The sequence below is a fragment of the Klebsiella sp. HN106 genome (genome assembly GCF_051209435.1).
GTDB classification, from domain to species: domain Bacteria; phylum Pseudomonadota; class Gammaproteobacteria; order Enterobacterales; family Enterobacteriaceae; genus Klebsiella; species Klebsiella oxytoca.
In genome coordinates this window covers 637,670-655,822 of the sequence record NZ_JBLURD010000002.1, presented here as the reverse complement: position 1 = coordinate 655,822, position 18,153 = coordinate 637,670, and the positions used below count along the sequence as shown (strand labels likewise).

General features: G+C 55.2%; 13 protein-coding genes. 8 read left to right on the top strand and 5 right to left on the bottom strand.

Annotated elements, in window-relative coordinates; all coding sequences use genetic code 11:
• Nucleotides 1-41: 41 nt before the first annotated feature.
• From ACSIPU_RS09655 to ACSIPU_RS09645, 3 genes are all read right to left on the bottom strand, one after another.
• Nucleotides 42-2,018 carry a glycosyl hydrolase family 28 protein gene (locus ACSIPU_RS09655; RefSeq protein ID WP_004099836.1) on the bottom strand — a complete coding sequence of 659 codons (1,977 nt, stop codon included), beginning with the start codon at nucleotides 2,016-2,018 and terminating at the stop codon, nucleotides 42-44.
• Between the two features lie 185 nt (nucleotides 2,019-2,203).
• Entirely contained in the window at nucleotides 2,204-3,031 is an 828-nt protein-coding gene (locus ACSIPU_RS09650) for an MBL fold metallo-hydrolase (RefSeq protein WP_004099837.1), read from the bottom strand.
• A gap of 9 nt (nucleotides 3,032-3,040) precedes the next feature.
• On the bottom strand, nucleotides 3,041-3,583 hold the full coding sequence (locus ACSIPU_RS09645; RefSeq protein WP_032727901.1) for a hypothetical protein: 543 nt from the start codon (nucleotides 3,581-3,583) through the stop codon (nucleotides 3,041-3,043).
• Nucleotides 3,584-3,720: 137 nt separating this feature from the next.
• Between ACSIPU_RS09645 and ACSIPU_RS09640 the strand changes: the two genes are divergently transcribed.
• Nucleotides 3,721-4,596, top strand: coding sequence for a LysR substrate-binding domain-containing protein (locus tag ACSIPU_RS09640; RefSeq protein ID WP_004099840.1), 876 nt, complete (start codon nucleotides 3,721-3,723; stop codon nucleotides 4,594-4,596).
• Between the two features lie 26 nt (nucleotides 4,597-4,622).
• Here ACSIPU_RS09640 and ACSIPU_RS09635 read toward each other — a convergent pair whose 3' ends face one another.
• Nucleotides 4,623-5,489: a GNAT family N-acetyltransferase gene (locus tag ACSIPU_RS09635; RefSeq protein ID WP_049593431.1), complete on the bottom strand. Its 867-nt coding sequence runs from the start codon at nucleotides 5,487-5,489 to the stop codon at nucleotides 4,623-4,625.
• Nucleotides 5,490-5,844: 355 nt separating this feature from the next.
• Here ACSIPU_RS09635 and cadC point away from each other — a divergent pair, with 355 nt between their 5' ends.
• The 6 genes from cadC to ACSIPU_RS09605 all read left to right on the top strand — a co-directional run bounded on the left by cadC (nucleotide 5,845) and on the right by ACSIPU_RS09605 (nucleotide 15,486).
• Entirely contained in the window at nucleotides 5,845-7,377 is a 1,533-nt protein-coding gene (gene cadC, locus ACSIPU_RS09630; RefSeq protein WP_016808755.1) for a lysine decarboxylation/transport transcriptional activator CadC, read from the top strand.
• A 364-nt stretch (nucleotides 7,378-7,741) separates the two neighbouring features.
• Nucleotides 7,742-9,079, top strand: a complete 1,338-nt coding sequence (gene cadB / locus ACSIPU_RS09625; RefSeq protein WP_004099844.1) for a cadaverine/lysine antiporter — start codon at nucleotides 7,742-7,744, stop codon at nucleotides 9,077-9,079.
• A gap of 81 nt (nucleotides 9,080-9,160) precedes the next feature.
• Nucleotides 9,161-11,308: a lysine decarboxylase CadA gene (gene cadA, locus ACSIPU_RS09620; RefSeq protein ID WP_004099846.1), complete on the top strand. Its 2,148-nt coding sequence runs from the start codon at nucleotides 9,161-9,163 to the stop codon at nucleotides 11,306-11,308.
• Between the two features lie 61 nt (nucleotides 11,309-11,369).
• Complete coding sequence (gene dtpD / locus ACSIPU_RS09615) at nucleotides 11,370-12,845, top strand: dipeptide permease DtpD (RefSeq protein ID WP_004099848.1); 1,476 nt, start codon at nucleotides 11,370-11,372, stop codon at nucleotides 12,843-12,845.
• A gap of 374 nt (nucleotides 12,846-13,219) precedes the next feature.
• A complete protein-coding gene (gene lysS, locus ACSIPU_RS09610) occupies nucleotides 13,220-14,737 on the top strand; it encodes a lysine--tRNA ligase (RefSeq protein WP_016808758.1) in 1,518 nt (505 codons plus the stop codon).
• A 335-nt stretch (nucleotides 14,738-15,072) separates the two neighbouring features.
• Nucleotides 15,073-15,486 carry a hypothetical protein gene (locus ACSIPU_RS09605; protein WP_032727904.1) on the top strand — a complete coding sequence of 138 codons (414 nt, stop codon included), beginning with the start codon at nucleotides 15,073-15,075 and terminating at the stop codon, nucleotides 15,484-15,486.
• Nucleotides 15,487-16,058: 572 nt separating this feature from the next.
• Here the strand turns inward: ACSIPU_RS09605 and ACSIPU_RS09600 are convergent.
• Nucleotides 16,059-16,931, bottom strand: a complete 873-nt coding sequence (locus ACSIPU_RS09600) for an extended-spectrum class A beta-lactamase OXY-2-12 (RefSeq protein ID WP_063864548.1) — start codon at nucleotides 16,929-16,931, stop codon at nucleotides 16,059-16,061.
• Nucleotides 16,932-17,092: 161 nt separating this feature from the next.
• Here ACSIPU_RS09600 and ACSIPU_RS09595 point away from each other — a divergent pair, with 161 nt between their 5' ends.
• Entirely contained in the window at nucleotides 17,093-18,124 is a 1,032-nt protein-coding gene (locus ACSIPU_RS09595) for a Gfo/Idh/MocA family protein (RefSeq protein WP_196557722.1), read from the top strand.
• Nucleotides 18,125-18,153 lie beyond the last annotated feature (29 nt).

Sequence of the window (18,153 nt, the reverse complement as noted above, 5' to 3'; positions counted from 1 at the left end):
GCGCTGATAAAACCCGGCGACTGACGCCGCCGGGAACGCCATTACTTTATTGCCCCCTCAAGGATAAGTTTGTCCTTTTCTCCCCGGGTGATGCTCTGCTGATGCAGGCTGTCAGCGAGCGTCACGTCATTGACGGCGAAAAACGCCCAGGCCTGCGGTGTATTAGCGAACGTTACCTCATCAAACTGGCTGTCGCGCAGGAAGGAGATACTGGTCGCTTTGGTGTTACGGAAACTGACGTTGGAAAAACGCAGATTCTGGTGGTAGGCATCGCGAGAATAGGTCAGTCCAAATGATTCTGCCATTTCGGCTACCGTCATGCCGTCAATCAGGATGCTGTGCTTAGCCGAAGTACCATCGACGGTGAGGTCCTGCACCTGAACGTCGCGGAACTGAGCGGGCTCGTCGGCAGGGGTCGTATCATTCACGTCGGCGCTGTATTTGATAGTAAAAACGAACGGCTCTTTGGCGATATCTTTCATCGCATTATGGCGGAACAGCACATCCCTTACGCCACCGCCGTAGTAAGGGCGGCTTTTCATGCGCAGGCCGACATCGGTCATATACATGACGTTATCCTCGGCGCGAACTTTTTCGATCCATGCTCCGGTATGGCTACCGGTCACCACGGCGCCGTGGCCTTTACGGAAATAGTTATTAAAGATCCACGCCCCGCTTTGCGGCTGTTGATGAAAAGTTTCCGCGCCTTTACCAAACCCGGCGGCGAAATTGACGCAATCATCCCCGGTATCAAAGAAGTTGTTGAAAACCAGCGCATTCTGGCTATTGCCGAACTCCACGCCGTCGGCGTTATTGCCGTCAAAGGTCTGGTGAACCAGGCCATTGAGCGTGATATTTTTTGACTCCAGCGCCATTACCCCGTGGAACGCGGGGTTGCGGATTGTCAGCCCGGCAAGATAGAGGTTGTGCACGCCGCGCAGAGTCATCAGGCTGGAGCGGCGATTTTTATAGGCGCTATTGCTTTCGATGCCTTCCGCAATAGCCGCTTCGGTCTGATGCTTTGCCAGAATACCGTCTGCGCCAACTTTATTGGCATTACTGGCCCGGTACTGCGGCAGTTCATTGCCCATTTCATCGATAATTGTGGCCTCGCCGCCGCTTTTGACGCCCCGGGTCCAGCCGTTGCCGTCAATCGTACCTTGACCGACGAGGCGAATATTGCGAAACGTCCCGGCCGGAGACTCGCCCTTATCGTCCGCTTCCAGCACGTTAATTAATGATGGCGGGCGACGGGGCTGCGGATGATCGCTGTAGGGATAGAGGTAATAGCCTTTTTCCAGCGGATACTGGGCCGGATCGTCTGAACCCAGCAGGGTGGCGTCAGCCGCAATCTCCAGGGTCATATCGCTGTGCAGGAACAGCGCGCCGCTCTTGAATATGCCGCCGGAAATCAGCACCTTGCAGCCCTGAGGATAGTGCGAGACCGTACAGTTATCGATCGCCTGCTGCAGCGCCTGGGTATTCAGCGTAGTGCCATCACCCTTTGCACCAAAGGTTCTGGCTTCGATGACGTGCGGCGTTTTGCGGGTTTGCGCTTTAACCACCGCGCTGTCCGGAGATTCCTGGCCATCGGCGTAGACCGCGCGCACCGTAAAGGCATATTCCGTATCCGGCTGCAGGTGAGTGACCGTAAAGGTACGCAAATCGATTGGCTGCTGCCAGCCGTCGCTGGCAATCCGCTGATAGAAGTTATCAATATAGGGTTTGGCCGGTGAAAAATGGTTTTGATTTTCGCGCGCCAGACCCAGCCGCTCGCCCTGGCGGTAAATCGCGTAGTCCACCACCTGCTGCGTCTCTGATTCCGGCTTTTCCCAAACCAGCACCAGGCTATTTTCATCAGCAGACAGGACGGGAACCATGACGTTCTGCGGCGCGGAGGCGGGCGCTTCCGCCGGGTTATCGCGGTTTACGCCGCTGTCATTACAGCCGCCTGCGAGTCCGGCCAGGGCGATAGTCAGCGCCAGCATAGGGCGTGAAGGTCGGAAGGTATTGCGCATATATTTTCCTTAATGTCATATCTCATGGGAAAACAAAACAATAATTCATTTATAGTGAAATTCTATTTTATATTTGCTTTGGAAAATAAACGCGAGTCAGCTCAATCTTTCAGCAGATGCTAAATAAATGTGGGTTGGATAAGAGAAACGCGGCCAGAAGTAAACCTCGCTGGCCAGATTTCCTGTTACTGCGCGGCATAATCGAGACGATAGCCGCAGGAGGTCGGTAGCACATGTGCAAATCCCGAGCCGCCAAGATGCATACCGGCGACGAGCAGGTTTTCGCTTGCGGCCCGGGCGAGGAGCGATTCCCGCGTCGCTCTGGCCTGCGCGGGGTCGCTATCAAAAGCGATGGCAGCGGCGGGCCGGGCGGTCTGAACATGCGGAAAATGGACAATATCCCCCCAAATCAGCAGGCTTTGCGGAGCGGAGTCGATGCGAAACCCGCAATGGCCCGGCGTGTGTCCGGGTAGCCAAAGCGGGCGGATACCCGGGACGACCTCTCTCTCATCGAGAAAGCTGAGGCGGCGGGCCCACGCGCCCAGGGTTCGGCGGGCGAGGGCGAAGTTGCGCTGTCCCCGCTCATTTGCCCGATTCAACATACCGTCATCCTGCCAGTACTCCGCTTCCAGAGGATGCAGATGAAGACGGGCGTTGGGAAAGCATGGCGCGCCGTGAGCATCCAACAGGCCGCCAATGTGATCCGGGTGGCCGTGGGTCAGTAGTACGGTATCGATCTCTTCTGCTCCAACCCCCGCCGCTTGCAAACTCGCGGCAAGCGTGCCGCCTCCTGTACCTGCATCGACCAGAATCGTCCTTCCCTGGCCGCGAATAAGATAGGCATTAATGTCGATATCATCCGGCGCAATGATGCCGGCATGGCGCTGGATTTCCAGAGCATCATCGCTATTGATACCGGACAGCAGCGTCAGGCTGGCGGCCATACTGCCGTCGCTAAGGGCCATCACCTGAAAGTCGCCAATCTGGCGGGAGATAAAAGCGGGATTGCGCATCATGGCCTCTTAGCGTGCATCAGGTTGATTATCAAGGGAGCTGAGCAGCTGAGCGCCCATGGTCTCGTAGAGGCGGTATTTTTCCTGTCCCGCAAGCAGCCTGGCCTCCCGACGCGGCAGAATGTAGGCCACGCGCTGCGGTGGATTGTTATCCAGCCCGGCAGCGTGCAGTATTGTCGGCGGATACCCCAGTTCTGCGTCAATGAAGTCCAGCGGCGCCGGGCTGAGTAGCAGAACCTCATCCTGTGAGACCTGCGGAAATACACCGTCGTACCGATACAGGTTGCGGCGCCAGTCGCAAATATGCGCCTGCCAACGCGAAAAGTTGCCGCCGCCTTTAAGCCGATACTCTTCGCTGGCGATAACGGCTGCATCGGTAATGGTATGAATCGCCAGATACAGCGGGCTGCGGGAGGAAAGGGCGCGAAAGCGCTGCGAGGCGCGGAAACCGCCGACGGAAACCAGCGCCGGCAGCTTGTGCTGGCTGTAAAACGTATTCCAGCTGGCTTCGCTTTCCGGATCGGCGTAACTGCACTCAACGATATATAGCATGGGCAAGCCTCTGCATGATTGAAGGGTGATATTGACGTTTAATCATCCTACGTGCTGCACTGAGCCGCCTGAAACGATATTATTTCATCCTTCAATGATCTTTTGTCATCAATGCACCGCGTAAACCGGATACCCGTATGCGAAAAAAACTCCCCAGCAGCGCCTCTCTGCAGGCCTTTGAGGCCGCCGCCAGGCACGGTAATTTTGCCCGCGCGGCGGAAGAGCTGTCGCTTACCGAAGGGGCGATAAGTCGGCAAATCGCCCGCCTGGAATCGCTGCTGAACTGCAAACTGTTTGAACGGACGGGAAGCCGGGTGCGGCTGAATCCTAACGGCGCGCGCTATGCGCACCATGTGCGCGAGACGCTGGAGCGGCTGGAACGCGACGCTCAGTATCTGATGGGCGTCGCGGACGGCAGCCGAAGCCTGGAAATCGCCTCCCCCCCGACCTTTGCCAGCCGTTGGTTGATTCCCCGTCTGGGGGATTTTCATCGCCGCTACCCGGACATCATGCTGAACATCGCGGTCAGAACCGAGCCGTTTATTCTTACCGGCAGTGGTTTTGATGCGGCGGTGCACTTTGAGCATCCCGCATGGGCCGGAATGCGCCGGCAATTTCTGTTTGAGGAGCGGCTGGTGCCGGTATGCCATTCTGCGTTGTTCACGGGAGGCGAAGCCTTGAGCCAGTTGAACCTGTTACCGCGCATTCACCGACGGCAAAACCCCGACGCCTGGCCGCGCTATGCTGAAGAGTGTGGGATCGCGCTGGATCATCCGGCGCGGGGCGTGCGCTACGATCTGCATGAGATGGCGATAGCCGCCGCGCTGGCCGGGCAGGGCGTTGCGCTGGTACCGCACGTGTACGTTGAAAAAGAGCTTGAAAACGGGACGCTGGTTGCGCCCTGGCCTTTGGCTCGCAGCCTGAGCAAGCGCTTTTGTCTGGTTAAACCGCTGGAGCCCGGGATCAATGAATCGGCGCTACAGGCGTTTGAACAGTGGCTACTGGCGCAATAAGGCCCGAACGCGGGCCCTGGTCTCGGTCAGGCGTGGGATAAAAGCGGGAACATCAGCTTATGCGCTTTGAAGATATTTTCTTTTTGTCCGTAGATAAACAGAAGATCTTCGCCTTCAATTTTTTCATACTCACCAACCCGGTTCTCCTTAGGAGTAAAGCCCAGCACGGCCTGATAGGTATTTTCATCGGCGAGCTCATTAATAATGGCCGACAAAGAACGGTCGCTGTCGCAAAAAATATCAAAACAGATCAGCGCCGGTCCGTTTTGCATCGCGATGGCGATAGCCTGATTTTTCTCGGAATAAAAGACGAAGTGCTTCATAAACGCGGAACAGTAAAACATCAATAAACCGAAGTTATTCTGTACGCGCAGCTGCGAAAAGGGATTCGATTTTTCATAATACCGCTGTAATAGCGCGACATCCTCCGGCCGATCCATATCGAGCTTGCGGAAGTCGCCCGCCGCCGGCATTACCGGCAGGATAGCCTGATGCTCCTCGGTGCGCTCGAAGCCGAATTTTGGATAAAAATCAACGGTGTTTGGGTTAGCGAACAGAAAGAAAGCATCGGCTTTATCCTGCCAGTCCGCCAGAATGGCATTCACGAGCTGACCGGCGAGGCCCTTATTACGATGATCGACATCGGTCATCACGGTACCGATTTGAATATAGCGGCGGGGTTCATCCTGCCAGACCAGATCGATAATATTGGCGGAGGCGTTAGCAATCACTTTATTGTTGCTGACGAGGGCGTAGGGAATATAGGCGTCGGTCCAGTATCCTTTGCGGTACCACTCTTTAAAGGAGAGATCGAAGGTTTTAATCGCAAGATCAATGAAGCTATTTCTTAAAACGTCATTGTGCACAATTTGCTTATCTAATTTGTAGTTCATCGTCGACATTCCTTTACGCTGCGGGTGAGGCGCTGTTTTTCGGCCATCTGTTCGGCGGTCCGATCTGTGCCGGGCGACCTAAAAATAGCATATCCCCACGGTTGGGCGACGATTGTCGTGCCTAAGCTTTGCTCAGGTCACACATTCGGCGAAAATAAGGTCAAAAAGGGCAGACTTTCGTATCCCCAGGGAACATCGCGGTGAATCAAAGGAAAGTCTTTAGCAAATGAAAGTTTGTCACGCTTCGAAAACGGAGAAGAATATATTGCATTCATGGTCATGACCCCTATCATTAATAGGTAGGGGAAATGTGTTATCATCCCGCCTTTCCCTTTTCGTCCTGGGGCTCTTTTTTATGCAACAACCTGTTGTTCGCGTTGGAGAATGGCTGGTTACTCCCTCTGTTAACCAAATTAGCCGCAAGGGGCGTCAGCTAACTCTCGAACCGCGCTTAATCGATCTTCTGGTTTTCTTTGCCCGCCATCCTGATGAAGTACTGAGTCGGGATGAGCTTATCGACAACGTCTGGACCCGCAACGTTGTGACCAGTCACGTCGTCACGCAAAGCGTTTCTGAGCTACGTAAGTCGCTGAAAGATGGCGACGATAGCAGCATGGAATATATCGCTACCGTTCCTAAACGCGGCTATAAGCTAACGGTGCCGGTGATTTGGTGTACGGAAGAGGGGGAGGAACTGACGCCGGTTATTCCTGCAGAAACGCCGACGGTCGCCGTGGACGCGCCATCGGTTTCCCCGCAGCCTGAGGCGGCTGCGCCAGAGATGGCGCCGGTGGCGAAGCCGGAAAAACGTAAGCGGTTGAGTACCTTTATCGTCTGGGGCCTGTTTTTGCTGGCGCTCGCAAGCTGCGTGGCGCTGGTGGCATTATCCACCCTGGAGTCGCGCCCGCCGGTCACAAAAACCCGCATACTGCTCAACCCGCGGGATGTTGATATCCACCTGCTCAGCGGCAATACCTGTAACAACTGGTCATCGCAGCACTCCTATGCCATCGGCCTGGGGAGCCTGATTACCACCTCGCTGAACACGTTCTCCACCTTTATGGTGCATGATAAAACCAACTACAACATCAATGAGCCGAGCAGTTCCGGAAAAACCCTGACCATCGAGTTCGTCAACCAGCGGCACTATCGCGCGCAGCAGTGCTTTATGTCGGTCAAAGTGGTGGATAATGCCGACGGATCGACGATGATGGACAAGCGCTACTTCGTGACCAGCGACAACCAGCTGTCGATTCAAAACGACCTGCTGAGTAGCCTGTCGGACGCGCTTAAGCAGCCATGGCCGGCGCGAATGCAGGAGATGCTTAAGCAGTATCAGCCGTCGCAAAGTATCGCGCTCACGCATTTCTATCAGGCACATCAGTTATTAATGAACGGAGACGTCGATTCGCTGGGCAAAGCCAGTAGCCTGCTTGCCGATGTGAATAAGCAGTCGCCGGACTTTACCTACGCCTGGGCGGAAAAGGCGCTGGTGGACGTATTACGCCATTCCCAACAGCCGTTAGATGATAAACAACTGGCCGATCTTTACAGCGAAATAACCCGGGTGGGTAATATGCCGGGGATTAAAGATATGGCAATATTTTATCAAATTAAAACGGTAGACATGCTGGGTAAAGGCAAAGTCGATGAAGCCTACAGCGCGATTAATTCCGGGATTGATCTGGAAATGTCGTGGATGAACTATGTGCTGCTGGGCAAAGTGTACGAAATGAAAGGACAGAACCGGGAAGCTGCCGATGCCTATCTGACGGCGTTTAATTTACGGCCGGGAGAAAATACGTTTTACTGGATTGAAAACGCGGTATTCCAGACCTCCGTAACCCGAGTGGTACCGTATCTCGATAATTTCCTCGCTTCAGAATAAGTAAACCCTCATCACGGCCATGGTTTTGGCCGTGATGAGGTTAAAATTATGTTTCTCATGAGCCGCCAGATTGTTATATCTTATAACCAGTCCGGTCCCGCATGTAACACCTTTTCAACACGATTTAGAGTTCACAACTTATTGAAAAATAACTTTATTTATCTTTTCCTGATATCAACATGTCATCCTGATATGTTGCACGAAAAAGGTCAAAATATCATTTGTCTGATGTTTGCAGTTATTTCACTTTATCTTTAGGACTTATCTCGTACTAATCCGTAATCTTGTTGGCAGTTGGTCGGGTCAATAAAAGGTTCATCATCATGATCTGTACCTCCCAAATAAACTTAGGAGAAAAGCAAACATGAGTTCTGCCAAGAAGATCGGGCTATTTGCCTGTACCGGCGTCGTCGCCGGTAATATGATGGGGAGCGGTATCGCATTATTACCTGCAAACCTCGCTAGCATCGGTGGTATTGCCATCTGGGGTTGGGTGATTTCTATTATTGGCGCGATGTCTCTGGCTTATGTTTATGCCCGACTGGCGACCAAGAACCCGCAGCAGGGCGGCCCTATTGCCTACGCCGGTGAAATATCTCCGGCCTTCGGTTTCCAGACCGGTGTGCTTTATTATCACGCCAACTGGATCGGTAATCTGGCAATTGGTATTACCGCCGTCTCTTATTTATCAACGTTCTTCCCAATTTTAAATAACCCGGTGCCGGCAGGTATTGCCTGTATTGCCATCGTATGGATATTCACCTTCGTGAATATGCTCGGCGGGACCTGGGTTAGCCGCTTGACAACCATTGGCCTGGTGCTGGTACTTATTCCGGTAGTTATGACCGCCGTGGTCGGCTGGCACTGGTTTGATGCCGCAACCTATCAGGCAAACTGGAACACCTCCAGCACCACTGACAGTCATGCGGTAATCAAAAGTATTCTGCTCTGCCTGTGGGCCTTTGTCGGGGTGGAATCCGCCGCCGTCAGTACCGGAATGGTGAAAAACCCGAAACGCACCGTGCCGCTGGCTACCATGCTGGGCACTGCGATGGCCGGTATCGTCTACATCGCAGCGACTCAGGTTATTGCGGGTATGTATCCTGCTTCTCAGATGGCCGCATCCGGTGCGCCGTTTGCAGTGAGCGCCTCCACTATTCTCGGCGGCTGGGCTGCGCCGATGGTTTCCGCCTTCACCGCCTTTGCGTGCCTGACTTCGCTCGGTTCGTGGATGATGCTGGTGGGTCAGGCCGGCGTACGTGCCGCCAATGACGGTAACTTCCCGAAAGTGTATGGCGAAGTCGACAGCAACGGGATCCCGAAAAAAGGCCTGCTGCTGGCCGCGGTGAAAATGACCGCGCTGATGGTACTGATTACCCTGATGAACTCTACCGGCGGCAAAGCTTCTGACCTGTTCGGCGAGTTGACCGGTATCGCGGTACTGCTGACTATGCTGCCTTACTTCTACTCCTGCGTTGACCTGATTCGCTTCGAAGGCATCAATGTACGCAACTTCGTCAGCCTGATTTGCTCCGTACTCGGCTGCGCGTTCTGCTTCATTGCCCTGATGGGGGCAAGCTCCTTCGAACTGGCCGGTACCTTTATCGTCAGCCTGATTATCCTGATGTTCTACGGTCGCAAAATGCACCAGCGCCAGAACAACGACAACTCAGCAGATAGCAACACCGCCAGCGCGCATTAATCAGCAACCCTATTCCTGAGGCTCCTTCCATCACCTGTCACGACGTGGCGGGAGGGGCTTTCTTTATCTGGAGATTTGACTATGAACGTTATCGCAATCATGAATCACATGGGTGTCTACTTCAAAGAAGAACCCATCCGTGAACTGCATCGCGCCCTCGAACGCCTGGACTTCCGTATTGTCTACCCGAACGACCGTGAAGACTTATTAAAACTTATCGAAAACAATGCGCGTCTGTGCGGCGTTATCTTCGACTGGGATAAATACAATCTCGAACTGTGCGAAGACATCAGCAAAATGAACGAATATATGCCGCTGTATGCCTTTGCAAATACTTACTCAACGCTGGACGTCAGTCTCAACGATCTGCGGATGCAGGTTCGCTTCTTCGAATATGCGCTGGGCGCCGCGGAAGATATTGCGAACAAAATCAAACAGAATACTGACGAGTATATCGACACCATTCTGCCGCCGCTGACCAAAGCGCTGTTTAAATACGTACGTGAAGGCAAATATACCTTCTGTACGCCAGGCCATATGGGCGGTACCGCGTTCCAGAAAAGCCCGGTCGGCAGCATCTTCTACGATTTCTTTGGTTCCAATACCATGAAATCCGATATCTCCATTTCGGTATCTGAACTTGGTTCTCTGTTGGACCACAGCGGCCCGCACAAAGAAGCGGAAGAGTACATCGCTCGCGTCTTCAACGCGGAACGCAGCTACATGGTGACGAACGGGACCTCTACCGCTAACAAAATCGTCGGGATGTACTCTGCGCCAGCAGGTAGCACCGTACTGATTGACCGTAACTGCCATAAATCGCTGACCCATCTGATGATGATGAGCGACATTACGCCAATCTACTTCCGCCCGACGCGTAACGCCTACGGTATCCTCGGCGGTATTCCGCAGAGCGAATTCCAGCATGCGACCATCGCGAAGCGCGTAAAAGAAACCCCGAACGCGACCTGGCCGGTGCACGCGGTGATCACCAACTCCACCTATGATGGTCTGCTGTACAACACGGACTACATCAAGAAAACCCTGGATGTGAAATCCATCCACTTTGACTCCGCGTGGGTGCCTTACACCAACTTCTCGCCGATTTATGAAGGCAAATGCGGGATGAGCGGCGGCCGCGTTGAAGGCAAAGTGATTTATGAAACCCAGTCCACGCACAAATTGCTGGCGGCGTTCTCTCAGGCTTCGATGATCCACGTCAAAGGCGACGTTAACGAAGAAACCTTTAACGAAGCCTACATGATGCACACCACAACGTCTCCGCACTACGGCGTGGTGGCTTCTACGGAAACCGCGGCGGCGATGATGAAAGGCAACGCCGGTAAGCGCCTGATCGACGGCTCTATCGAACGTTCTATCAAGTTCCGTAAAGAGATCAAACGTCTGAAAGGCGAGTCCGACGGCTGGTTCTTCGACGTCTGGCAGCCGGAACATATCGATGGTCCTGAATGCTGGCCGCTGCGTTCCGACAGCGCATGGCACGGTTTCAAAAACATCGACAACGAGCACATGTATCTCGACCCGATTAAAGTCACCTTGCTGACCCCGGGGATGAAGAAAGACGGCACCATGGATGAGTTCGGTATTCCGGCCAGCATCGTGGCGAAGTATCTCGACGAGCACGGTATCGTGGTCGAAAAAACCGGCCCGTACAACCTGTTGTTCCTGTTCAGTATCGGTATCGATAAAACCAAAGCGCTGAGCCTGCTGCGCGCGCTGACCGATTTCAAACGCGCGTTCGACCTGAACCTGCGGGTGAAAAACATGCTGCCGTCGCTGTATCGTGAAGATCCTGAATTCTACGAAAACATGCGCGTTCAGGAACTGGCGCAGAACATTCACAAATTGATTGAGCATCACAACCTGCCGGACCTGATGTTCCGCGCGTTCGAAGTGCTGCCGACCATGGTGATCACGCCGTACGCCGCGTTCCAGAAAGAGCTGCACGGTCAGACCGAAGAGGTGTATCTCGAAGAGATGGTGGGTCGCGTTAACGCCAACATGATCCTGCCGTATCCTCCGGGAGTGCCGCTGGTCATGCCGGGTGAAATGATCACCGAAGAGAGCCGTCCGGTGCTGGAGTTCCTGCAGATGCTGTGCGAAATCGGCGCCCACTACCCGGGCTTCGAAACCGATATCCACGGCGCCTATCGTCAGGCGGATGGTCGTTACACCGTTAAAGTGCTGAAAGAAGAAAACAACAAATAATCGATGCACAACAGGGAAGTGGCTTGCCACTTCCCTTTTTTTCACGCTGCAAGGAGAACATATGAAAACACCCTCACAGCCGCGCGCGATTTATTACATCGTTGCGATCCAAATCTGGGAATATTTCAGCTTTTACGGCATGCGTGCCTTGCTTATCCTCTATCTCACCCATCAGCTCGGCTTTGATGACAGCCATGCCATCAGCCTGTTCAGCGCTTACGCCTCTCTGGTGTACGTCACTCCTATTCTCGGCGGCTGGCTTGCCGACCGCCTGCTCGGCAACCGCACGGCGGTGATTGCCGGCGCGCTGTTAATGACGCTTGGCCACGTAGTGCTGGGCGTCGAATCCACTTCCACCTGGAGCCTGTATCTCGCGCTGGCGATCATTATCTGCGGCTACGGCTTGTTCAAATCCAACATTAGCTGCCTGCTGGGCGAACTCTATGCCGTTGACGATCGGCGCCGCGATGGCGGTTTCTCGCTGCTGTACGCCGCCGGTAACGTCGGCTCCATCGCCGCGCCCATCGCCTGCGGGCTGGCGGCGCAGTGGTACGGCTGGCATATCGGTTTTGCGCTGGCGGGGATCGGCATGTTTGTCGGCCTGATGATCTTCCTCAGCGGTAGCCGCTACTTCCGTGATACCCGCGGTGTCGATAAACAGGCGCTGCGGACGGTGAAGTTTGTGCTGCCGACCTGGGGCTGGCTGGTGGTGATGCTCTGCGTTGCGCCGGTGTTCTTTACGCTGCTGCTGGAAAATAACTGGTCCGGCTATCTGCTGGCGATAGTTTGCGTGTTCGCCGCCCAGATGGTAGCCCGCATTATGGTCAAATCCCCGGAACATCGCCGCGCGCTGTGGCAGATCGTTCTGCTGATGCTGGCCGGTACCCTGTTCTGGGTTCTGGCGCAGCAGGGCGGGAGCTCGATTAGCCTGTTCATCGACCACTTTGTGAACCGCCGCTTGTTGAATATTGAAGTGCCGACCGCGCTCTTCCAGTCGGTTAACGCCGTGGCGGTGATGGCGGCGGGCGTCGTACTGGCGTGGTTGATGCGTCCGGAAGGTTCCGTGCGCTCGGCGCTGCGCGTATGGCTGAAGTTCGCCTTTGGTCTGGTGCTGATGGGCTGCGGCTTTATGCTGCTGGCGCTTAACGCACGCCACGGCGCGGCGCAAGGGCAGGCATCGATGGGCATGATGGTGGCAGGACTGGCGCTGATGGGCTTTGCCGAACTGTTTATTGACCCGGTGGCGATGGCGCAGATCACCCGCCTCAATATGCCCGGCGTTACCGGCATGCTGACCGGCATTTATATGCTGGCGACCGGCGCGGTCGCTAACTGGCTGGCGGGCGTCGTCGCCCAGCAGACCACCGAGTCGCAAATCAGCGATACGGCAATTGCCGCGTATCAGCACTTCTTTGCGCAGATGGGCGAATGGACGCTGGGCTGCGTGGCGATCATTGTCGTCGTCGCCTTCGCCGCCGCGTTCAGCGTTGGCAAACGCCGCGCGGCCGCCGGTGAGCTTCCCGGAGGCGGCGCCTAGCCTTCGGCTGGCGACAGATGCGGCTTTGCGGGAAATCTCCCCCCGGTCGCGCTGCGCTTACCGGGGCGACAAAATTGTGCTGCCTGGTAGCCCGGCTAAGGCGTTTACGCCGCGAGCCGGGGATCGGCAACCTCAACAGCGGAGCGACAAGCCGCTCCTTGCACCCTTTACTGAACAGGAGGAGGATATTCTGGCGAGCGCGGAAGCCGAAGATAAAAAAGTGTTACTGAAGCGATGGCTGAGTGAAATCAGCCGGAATTGAAGCCAGGCTCCTGAAGATTATTCTTTGGTGTCGTCACCGGGACAGGCCGCGCTGGATAGCACCTGGTTCAATTATCGAAGCAAGTTTGCAAGCAGGGTTATGAGGAACCAACATGTCTGAACAACAAGCACAAGGTGCCGATGAGGCAATTGACCTTAATAATGAACTGAAAACCCGTCGTGAAAAACTGGCCGCGCTGCGCGAGCAGGGCGTGGCGTTCCCGAACGATTTTCGCCGTGACCACACTTCTGACCAGCTTCATGCGGAGTTCGATGGTAAGGAAAACGACGAGCTCACCTCTCTGAATGTCGAGGTCTCCGTGGCTGGCCGCATGATGACTCGCCGCATTATGGGTAAAGCCTCTTTCGTTACTTTACAGGACGTCGGCGGCCGCATTCAGCTGTACGTCGCGCGCGACGATCTGGCGGAAGGCGTCTACAACGAACAGTTTAAGAAATGGGATCTCGGCGACATCATCGCCGCCCGCGGTAAGCTGTTTAAAACCCAAACCGGCGAACTCTCCATTCACTGTACCGAGCTGCGCCTGCTGACCAAGGCATTACGCCCGCTGCCGGACAAGTTTCACGGCCTGCAGGATCAGGAAGCGCGCTATCGTCAGCGCTATCTGGATCTGATTTCCAACGAAGAGTCGCGCCACACCTTCAAGGTGCGTTCGCAGATCCTCGCCGCCATGCGTCAGTTCATGGTTGCGCGCGGCTTTATGGAAGTGGAAACCCCGATGATGCAGGTGATCCCCGGCGGCGCTTCCGCGCGTCCGTTTATCACCCATCATAATGCGCTCGATCTGGATATGTATCTGCGCATCGCGCCGGAGCTGTATCTGAAACGGCTGGTGGTCGGCGGCTTTGAACGGGTATTCGAGATCAACCGTAACTTCCGTAACGAAGGTATTTCCGTACGTCATAACCCAGAGTTCACCATGATGGAACTCTATATGGCCTATGCGGATTATAAAGATCTGATCGAACTGACCGAGTCTCTGTTCCGCACGCTGGCGCAGACCGTGCTGGGTAAAACCGAAGTGCCGTACGGCGACCAGGTGTTCGACTTCGGCAAACCGTTTGAAAAACTGACCATGCGCGAAGCGATCAAGAAATACCGTCCGGAAACCGAGATGGCGGATCTGGATAACTTCGATGCGGCAAAAGCGCTGGCGGAATCCATCGGTATTCACGTTGAGAAGAGCTGGGGACTGGGGCGTATCGTCACCGAAATTTTCGATGAAGTCGCGGAAGCGCATCTGATCCAGCCGACCTTTATCACCGAGTATCCGGCGGAGGTTTCGCCGCTGGCGCGCCGTAACGACGTGAACCCGGAAATCACCGACCGCTTCGAGTTCTTTATCGGTGGGCGTGAAATCGGCAACGGCTTTAGCGAGCTTAACGATGCGGAAGATCAGGCGCAGCGTTTCCAGGATCAGGTCAACGCCAAAGCGGCGGGGGATGACGAAGCGATGTTCTATGACGAAGACTACGTCACCGCGCTGGAATATGGCCTGCCGCCGACCGCTGGCCTGGGCATTGGTATCGACCGCATGGTGATGCTGTTTACCAACAGCCATACCATCCGCGACGTGATCCTGTTCCCGGCAATGCGCCCGCAGAAGTGATTGCGTGGCGTGAAAGCAAAACCCCGGCCTGCCGGGGTTTTTTAGCACTTACAAAGCGACTTTCATCCTGCACTCGCATTTCATCAAGAGTTAACCCGCTGCCTTACAGCAGGTTATAAGGGAGCAGGACTCCGATTAGGAAAACTATCGCAGCGATCTCCGAGGCTGTATTACGTACGAAATTTCCCCCCTTTTCTGATGAACAGGCATAGCGATTTTTTAAAATACCGCTCCGGATTTTAAATCTTAAATACGGGACTCTATTTAGAAGTAGCTTACTCCATGCATCTTATATGCTATAACAGCGCGCATAAAAAACATAAGGTGTTAATTAAATGAAAAAAATAAAGCTAATTGTTGGCAGCGTGATCTGTGCAAGTTATTTATTAGCGTCAGTGTTATCAATGGCAAGTGATAAAATAAACAGTAATGCCGTCCATTTTGATAAAGGCAGCAGCGGTACGATAATAAAAAGTACCGTGACCGGGAACGATGTCAATGATTTTACGCTGGTGGCGAAAGCGGGCCAGATGATGCATATCAGCATGACGAGCCCGTGGCCGCATCCTTATTTTAATGTTATCGCGCCTGATAATAATGCCATTTATAACGGTTCAATGAGCGGAGATACCTTTGAGCAGCGTCTGGCCGTCAGCGGTCAATATACGGTGCGGGTCTATCAGATGGGCGGCGCGCGTGATGAAGGTAAAACCAGCGGTTATGCGCTGACGTTTAAAATCACCGACTAATATTTGGCGGCTGTCTGTTCAGGCTGTCCCGGAGGCGGCGCGTTGCGCCTGTCCGGGCTACCCAACGGCAGACGTCGGTGAATCATGGTGGTTACCGGCCCGCAGACGGCGGTGAATTATGGGGGATACCGGTCCGCAGACGGTAATGAACCCGTAGCCCGGGCAAGGCGCGTTGAGCGCCGCCCCCGGGAGCAGAGTGCGGAGTGGCTGAATTTCCCGGAGGCGATGCTGCGCATCTGTCCGGGCTACCCAACGGCAGACGTCGGTAAATCGTGGTGGTTACCGGCCCGCAGACGGCGGTGAATCATGGAAGCTCCCGGTCCGCAGACGGCAATGAACCCGTAGCCCGGGCAAGGCGCGTTGAGCGCCGCCCCCGGGAGCAGAGTGCGGAGTGGCTGAATTTCCCGGAGGCGATGCTGCGCATCTGTCCGGGCTACCCAACGGCAGACGTCGGTAAATCGTGGTGGTTACCGGCCCGCAGACGGTAATGAACCCGTAGCCCGGGCAAGGCGCGTTGAGCGCCGCCCCCGGGAGCAGAGTACAGAGTGTTGCAGAACGGGCCTGTTCCCGGCTTAAAGCCCTTCGGTCACGATTTTTGCCGCTGCGGCTAACACCTCTTTGCGGTTTTTCGCATCCTGCTGCGGCTGGGTAAAGTAGGTGACTAATACCAGCGGAGCGTGATTTTCCGGCCAGATAACCGCAATATCATTGGTGGTGCCGTAATCTCCGGCGCCGGTTTTATCGCCGACCACCCAACTTTCAGGCAGGCCCGCGCGAATGCTTTGCCCGCCGGTGGTATTGCCTTTCAGCCAGGTGACTAACTGGGCGCGTTGCTGTTCGCCCAGCGCATCGCCAAGCGTCAGCTTGCGCAGGCTTTCAGCCATCGCCAGCGGCGTGCTGGTATCACGCTCATCGCCCGGGATGGCGGTATTCAGCGTGGGCTCCGTACGATCGAGACGAAAGGTGGCATCGCCGATACTGCGGGCGAAGGCGGTGACTTTTTCCGGCCCGCCAAGGTAGCCGATGATCAGATTCATCGCCGTATTGTCGCTATATTGCAGCGTCGCCGCGCTTAGCTCAGCCAGCGTCATTCCGCTCTGGAGATGTTTTTCGGTAATCGGACTCCAGACCACCAAATCGGCTGCGTTAATCTCCAGCCTTTTATTTACCACCTCTTTATTGCTTTCGCTCTGTTTTAATACCGCGGCGGCGGCCATCACTTTACTGGTGCTGCACATGGCAAAACGCTCGTCGCCGCGATATAAGATTTGAGAATTATCTGCCGTGTTGATTAGCGCCACGCCCAACCTGCCGCCTGAACGCTTCTCGAGATCTGTCAGCTTCTGATGGATAGCATCGGTACTGGCCCACAGTGCGCCGCTCGCCAACAGCAGTGGAACGGCGGCGGCTAGCATTGCAATTTTACGCCACGAACTTTTTATCATTTCTGATTCCTTGAGAGTGATAAGTCGCAGCGGACTATCTGCGACTCCCGTTATTTTGACAAGCAATTTATTGATGATGGAATTCCATCATCAATTCGATATTTGTCCTTCCAGCGCCTGCTTATAGTGTCTCGCCAGACCCATAAAAATAAGGAGCCGCTATGTTCCCGTCACAGTTACCGAAACCGCGCCATCCTGCCGCTGCGGCGATCCCCTCGCTGCGCTGGGCCATTATTGGCCCCGGCTGGATTGCCGAGCGCTTTGTGAAATCGTTAAAAGAGCTCAGCCGCCAGCGGGTGGTTGCCGTCTCCTCGCGGACGCAACAAAAGGCCGACAGCTTTGCCGCCCGCTGGGGGATCCCGCAGGCTTACGCTCAGGTGGATGAGATGCTGGCGCGGCCGGATATTGATGCGGTTTACGTTGCCACCCCGCATAACCACCACTTCCCGGACGGGCTGCGGGTTCTGCAGGCGAGCAAACATGTACTGATTGAAAAGCCGTTTGCGCTGAACCGGCGGGAAGGCGCGGCGCTAAAAGCAGAAGCCCTGAAACAGGGGAAGCTGGCGATGGAGGCGATGTGGTGCGATTACGCACCGAAATATGACGTGATTCGCCAGCTGCTGGATGACGGCGTGCTGGGCGATCTGCATACGCTGCTCGCCGATCACGGTGAATATTTTACTCCGGATCATCGCATTTTTAATGCCGATCTTGCCGGTGGACCGATGATGGATCTCGGCAGCTATCTGACCTCATTCAGCGTGATGGTCGGCGGCGTGCCGCAGGACATTGTCGCCCGCGGGCGCCCCGCCCAAAGGGGCATCAATGGGCAAATTTCGATGCTGTTTAACTGGGAAAACGGCTTACAGGGATTGCTCAACACCACGCTATTCAGCAATACGCCGGGCGGCGCGGTGGTGGCCGGGCGCGACGCGACCCTGGTCCTTGACGGGCAATTCTATGCGCCGGGGAATTTTACCCTCGCCGCCAGCCAGGGGGGACAGGTACTGCGCTGGGAAGAGCCGCGTAACCGCTACGACCAGCTGTTTTATCAGGCCGAACATTTTGCCTGGTGCGTGGGGCAAGGGCTCACGGATTCGCCGATTCGCCCGCTGACCAGAGTTCTGGAAAACCTGAGCGTCATGGATGAAGTGCGGCGGCAGATTGGCGTAATATTTAACGAGGAGCGTTAACGGCGCGCCGTTGCCCCGTATGCCGACCG

What these genes read in the sequence shown, in the direction of transcription:
- ACSIPU_RS09655 (WP_004099836.1), bottom strand. Translation starts at nt 2,018, where the DNA reads ATGCGCAATACCTTCCGACCTTCACGCCCTATGCTGGCGCTGACTATC.
- ACSIPU_RS09650 (WP_004099837.1), bottom strand. Translation starts at nt 3,031, where the DNA reads ATGCGCAATCCCGCTTTTATCTCCCGCCAGATTGGCGACTTTCAGGTG.
- ACSIPU_RS09645 (WP_032727901.1), bottom strand. Translation starts at nt 3,583, where the DNA reads ATGCTATATATCGTTGAGTGCAGTTACGCCGATCCGGAAAGCGAAGCC.
- ACSIPU_RS09640 (WP_004099840.1), top strand. Translation starts at nt 3,721, where the DNA reads ATGCGAAAAAAACTCCCCAGCAGCGCCTCTCTGCAGGCCTTTGAGGCC.
- ACSIPU_RS09635 (WP_049593431.1), bottom strand. Translation starts at nt 5,489, where the DNA reads ATGAACTACAAATTAGATAAGCAAATTGTGCACAATGACGTTTTAAGA.
- cadC (WP_016808755.1), top strand. Translation starts at nt 5,845, where the DNA reads ATGCAACAACCTGTTGTTCGCGTTGGAGAATGGCTGGTTACTCCCTCT.
- cadB (WP_004099844.1), top strand. Translation starts at nt 7,742, where the DNA reads ATGAGTTCTGCCAAGAAGATCGGGCTATTTGCCTGTACCGGCGTCGTC.
- cadA (WP_004099846.1), top strand. Translation starts at nt 9,161, where the DNA reads ATGAACGTTATCGCAATCATGAATCACATGGGTGTCTACTTCAAAGAA.
- dtpD (WP_004099848.1), top strand. Translation starts at nt 11,370, where the DNA reads ATGAAAACACCCTCACAGCCGCGCGCGATTTATTACATCGTTGCGATC.
- lysS (WP_016808758.1), top strand. Translation starts at nt 13,220, where the DNA reads ATGTCTGAACAACAAGCACAAGGTGCCGATGAGGCAATTGACCTTAAT.
- ACSIPU_RS09605 (WP_032727904.1), top strand. Translation starts at nt 15,073, where the DNA reads ATGAAAAAAATAAAGCTAATTGTTGGCAGCGTGATCTGTGCAAGTTAT.
- ACSIPU_RS09600 (WP_063864548.1), bottom strand. Translation starts at nt 16,931, where the DNA reads ATGATAAAAAGTTCGTGGCGTAAAATTGCAATGCTAGCCGCCGCCGTT.
- ACSIPU_RS09595 (WP_196557722.1), top strand. Translation starts at nt 17,093, where the DNA reads ATGTTCCCGTCACAGTTACCGAAACCGCGCCATCCTGCCGCTGCGGCG.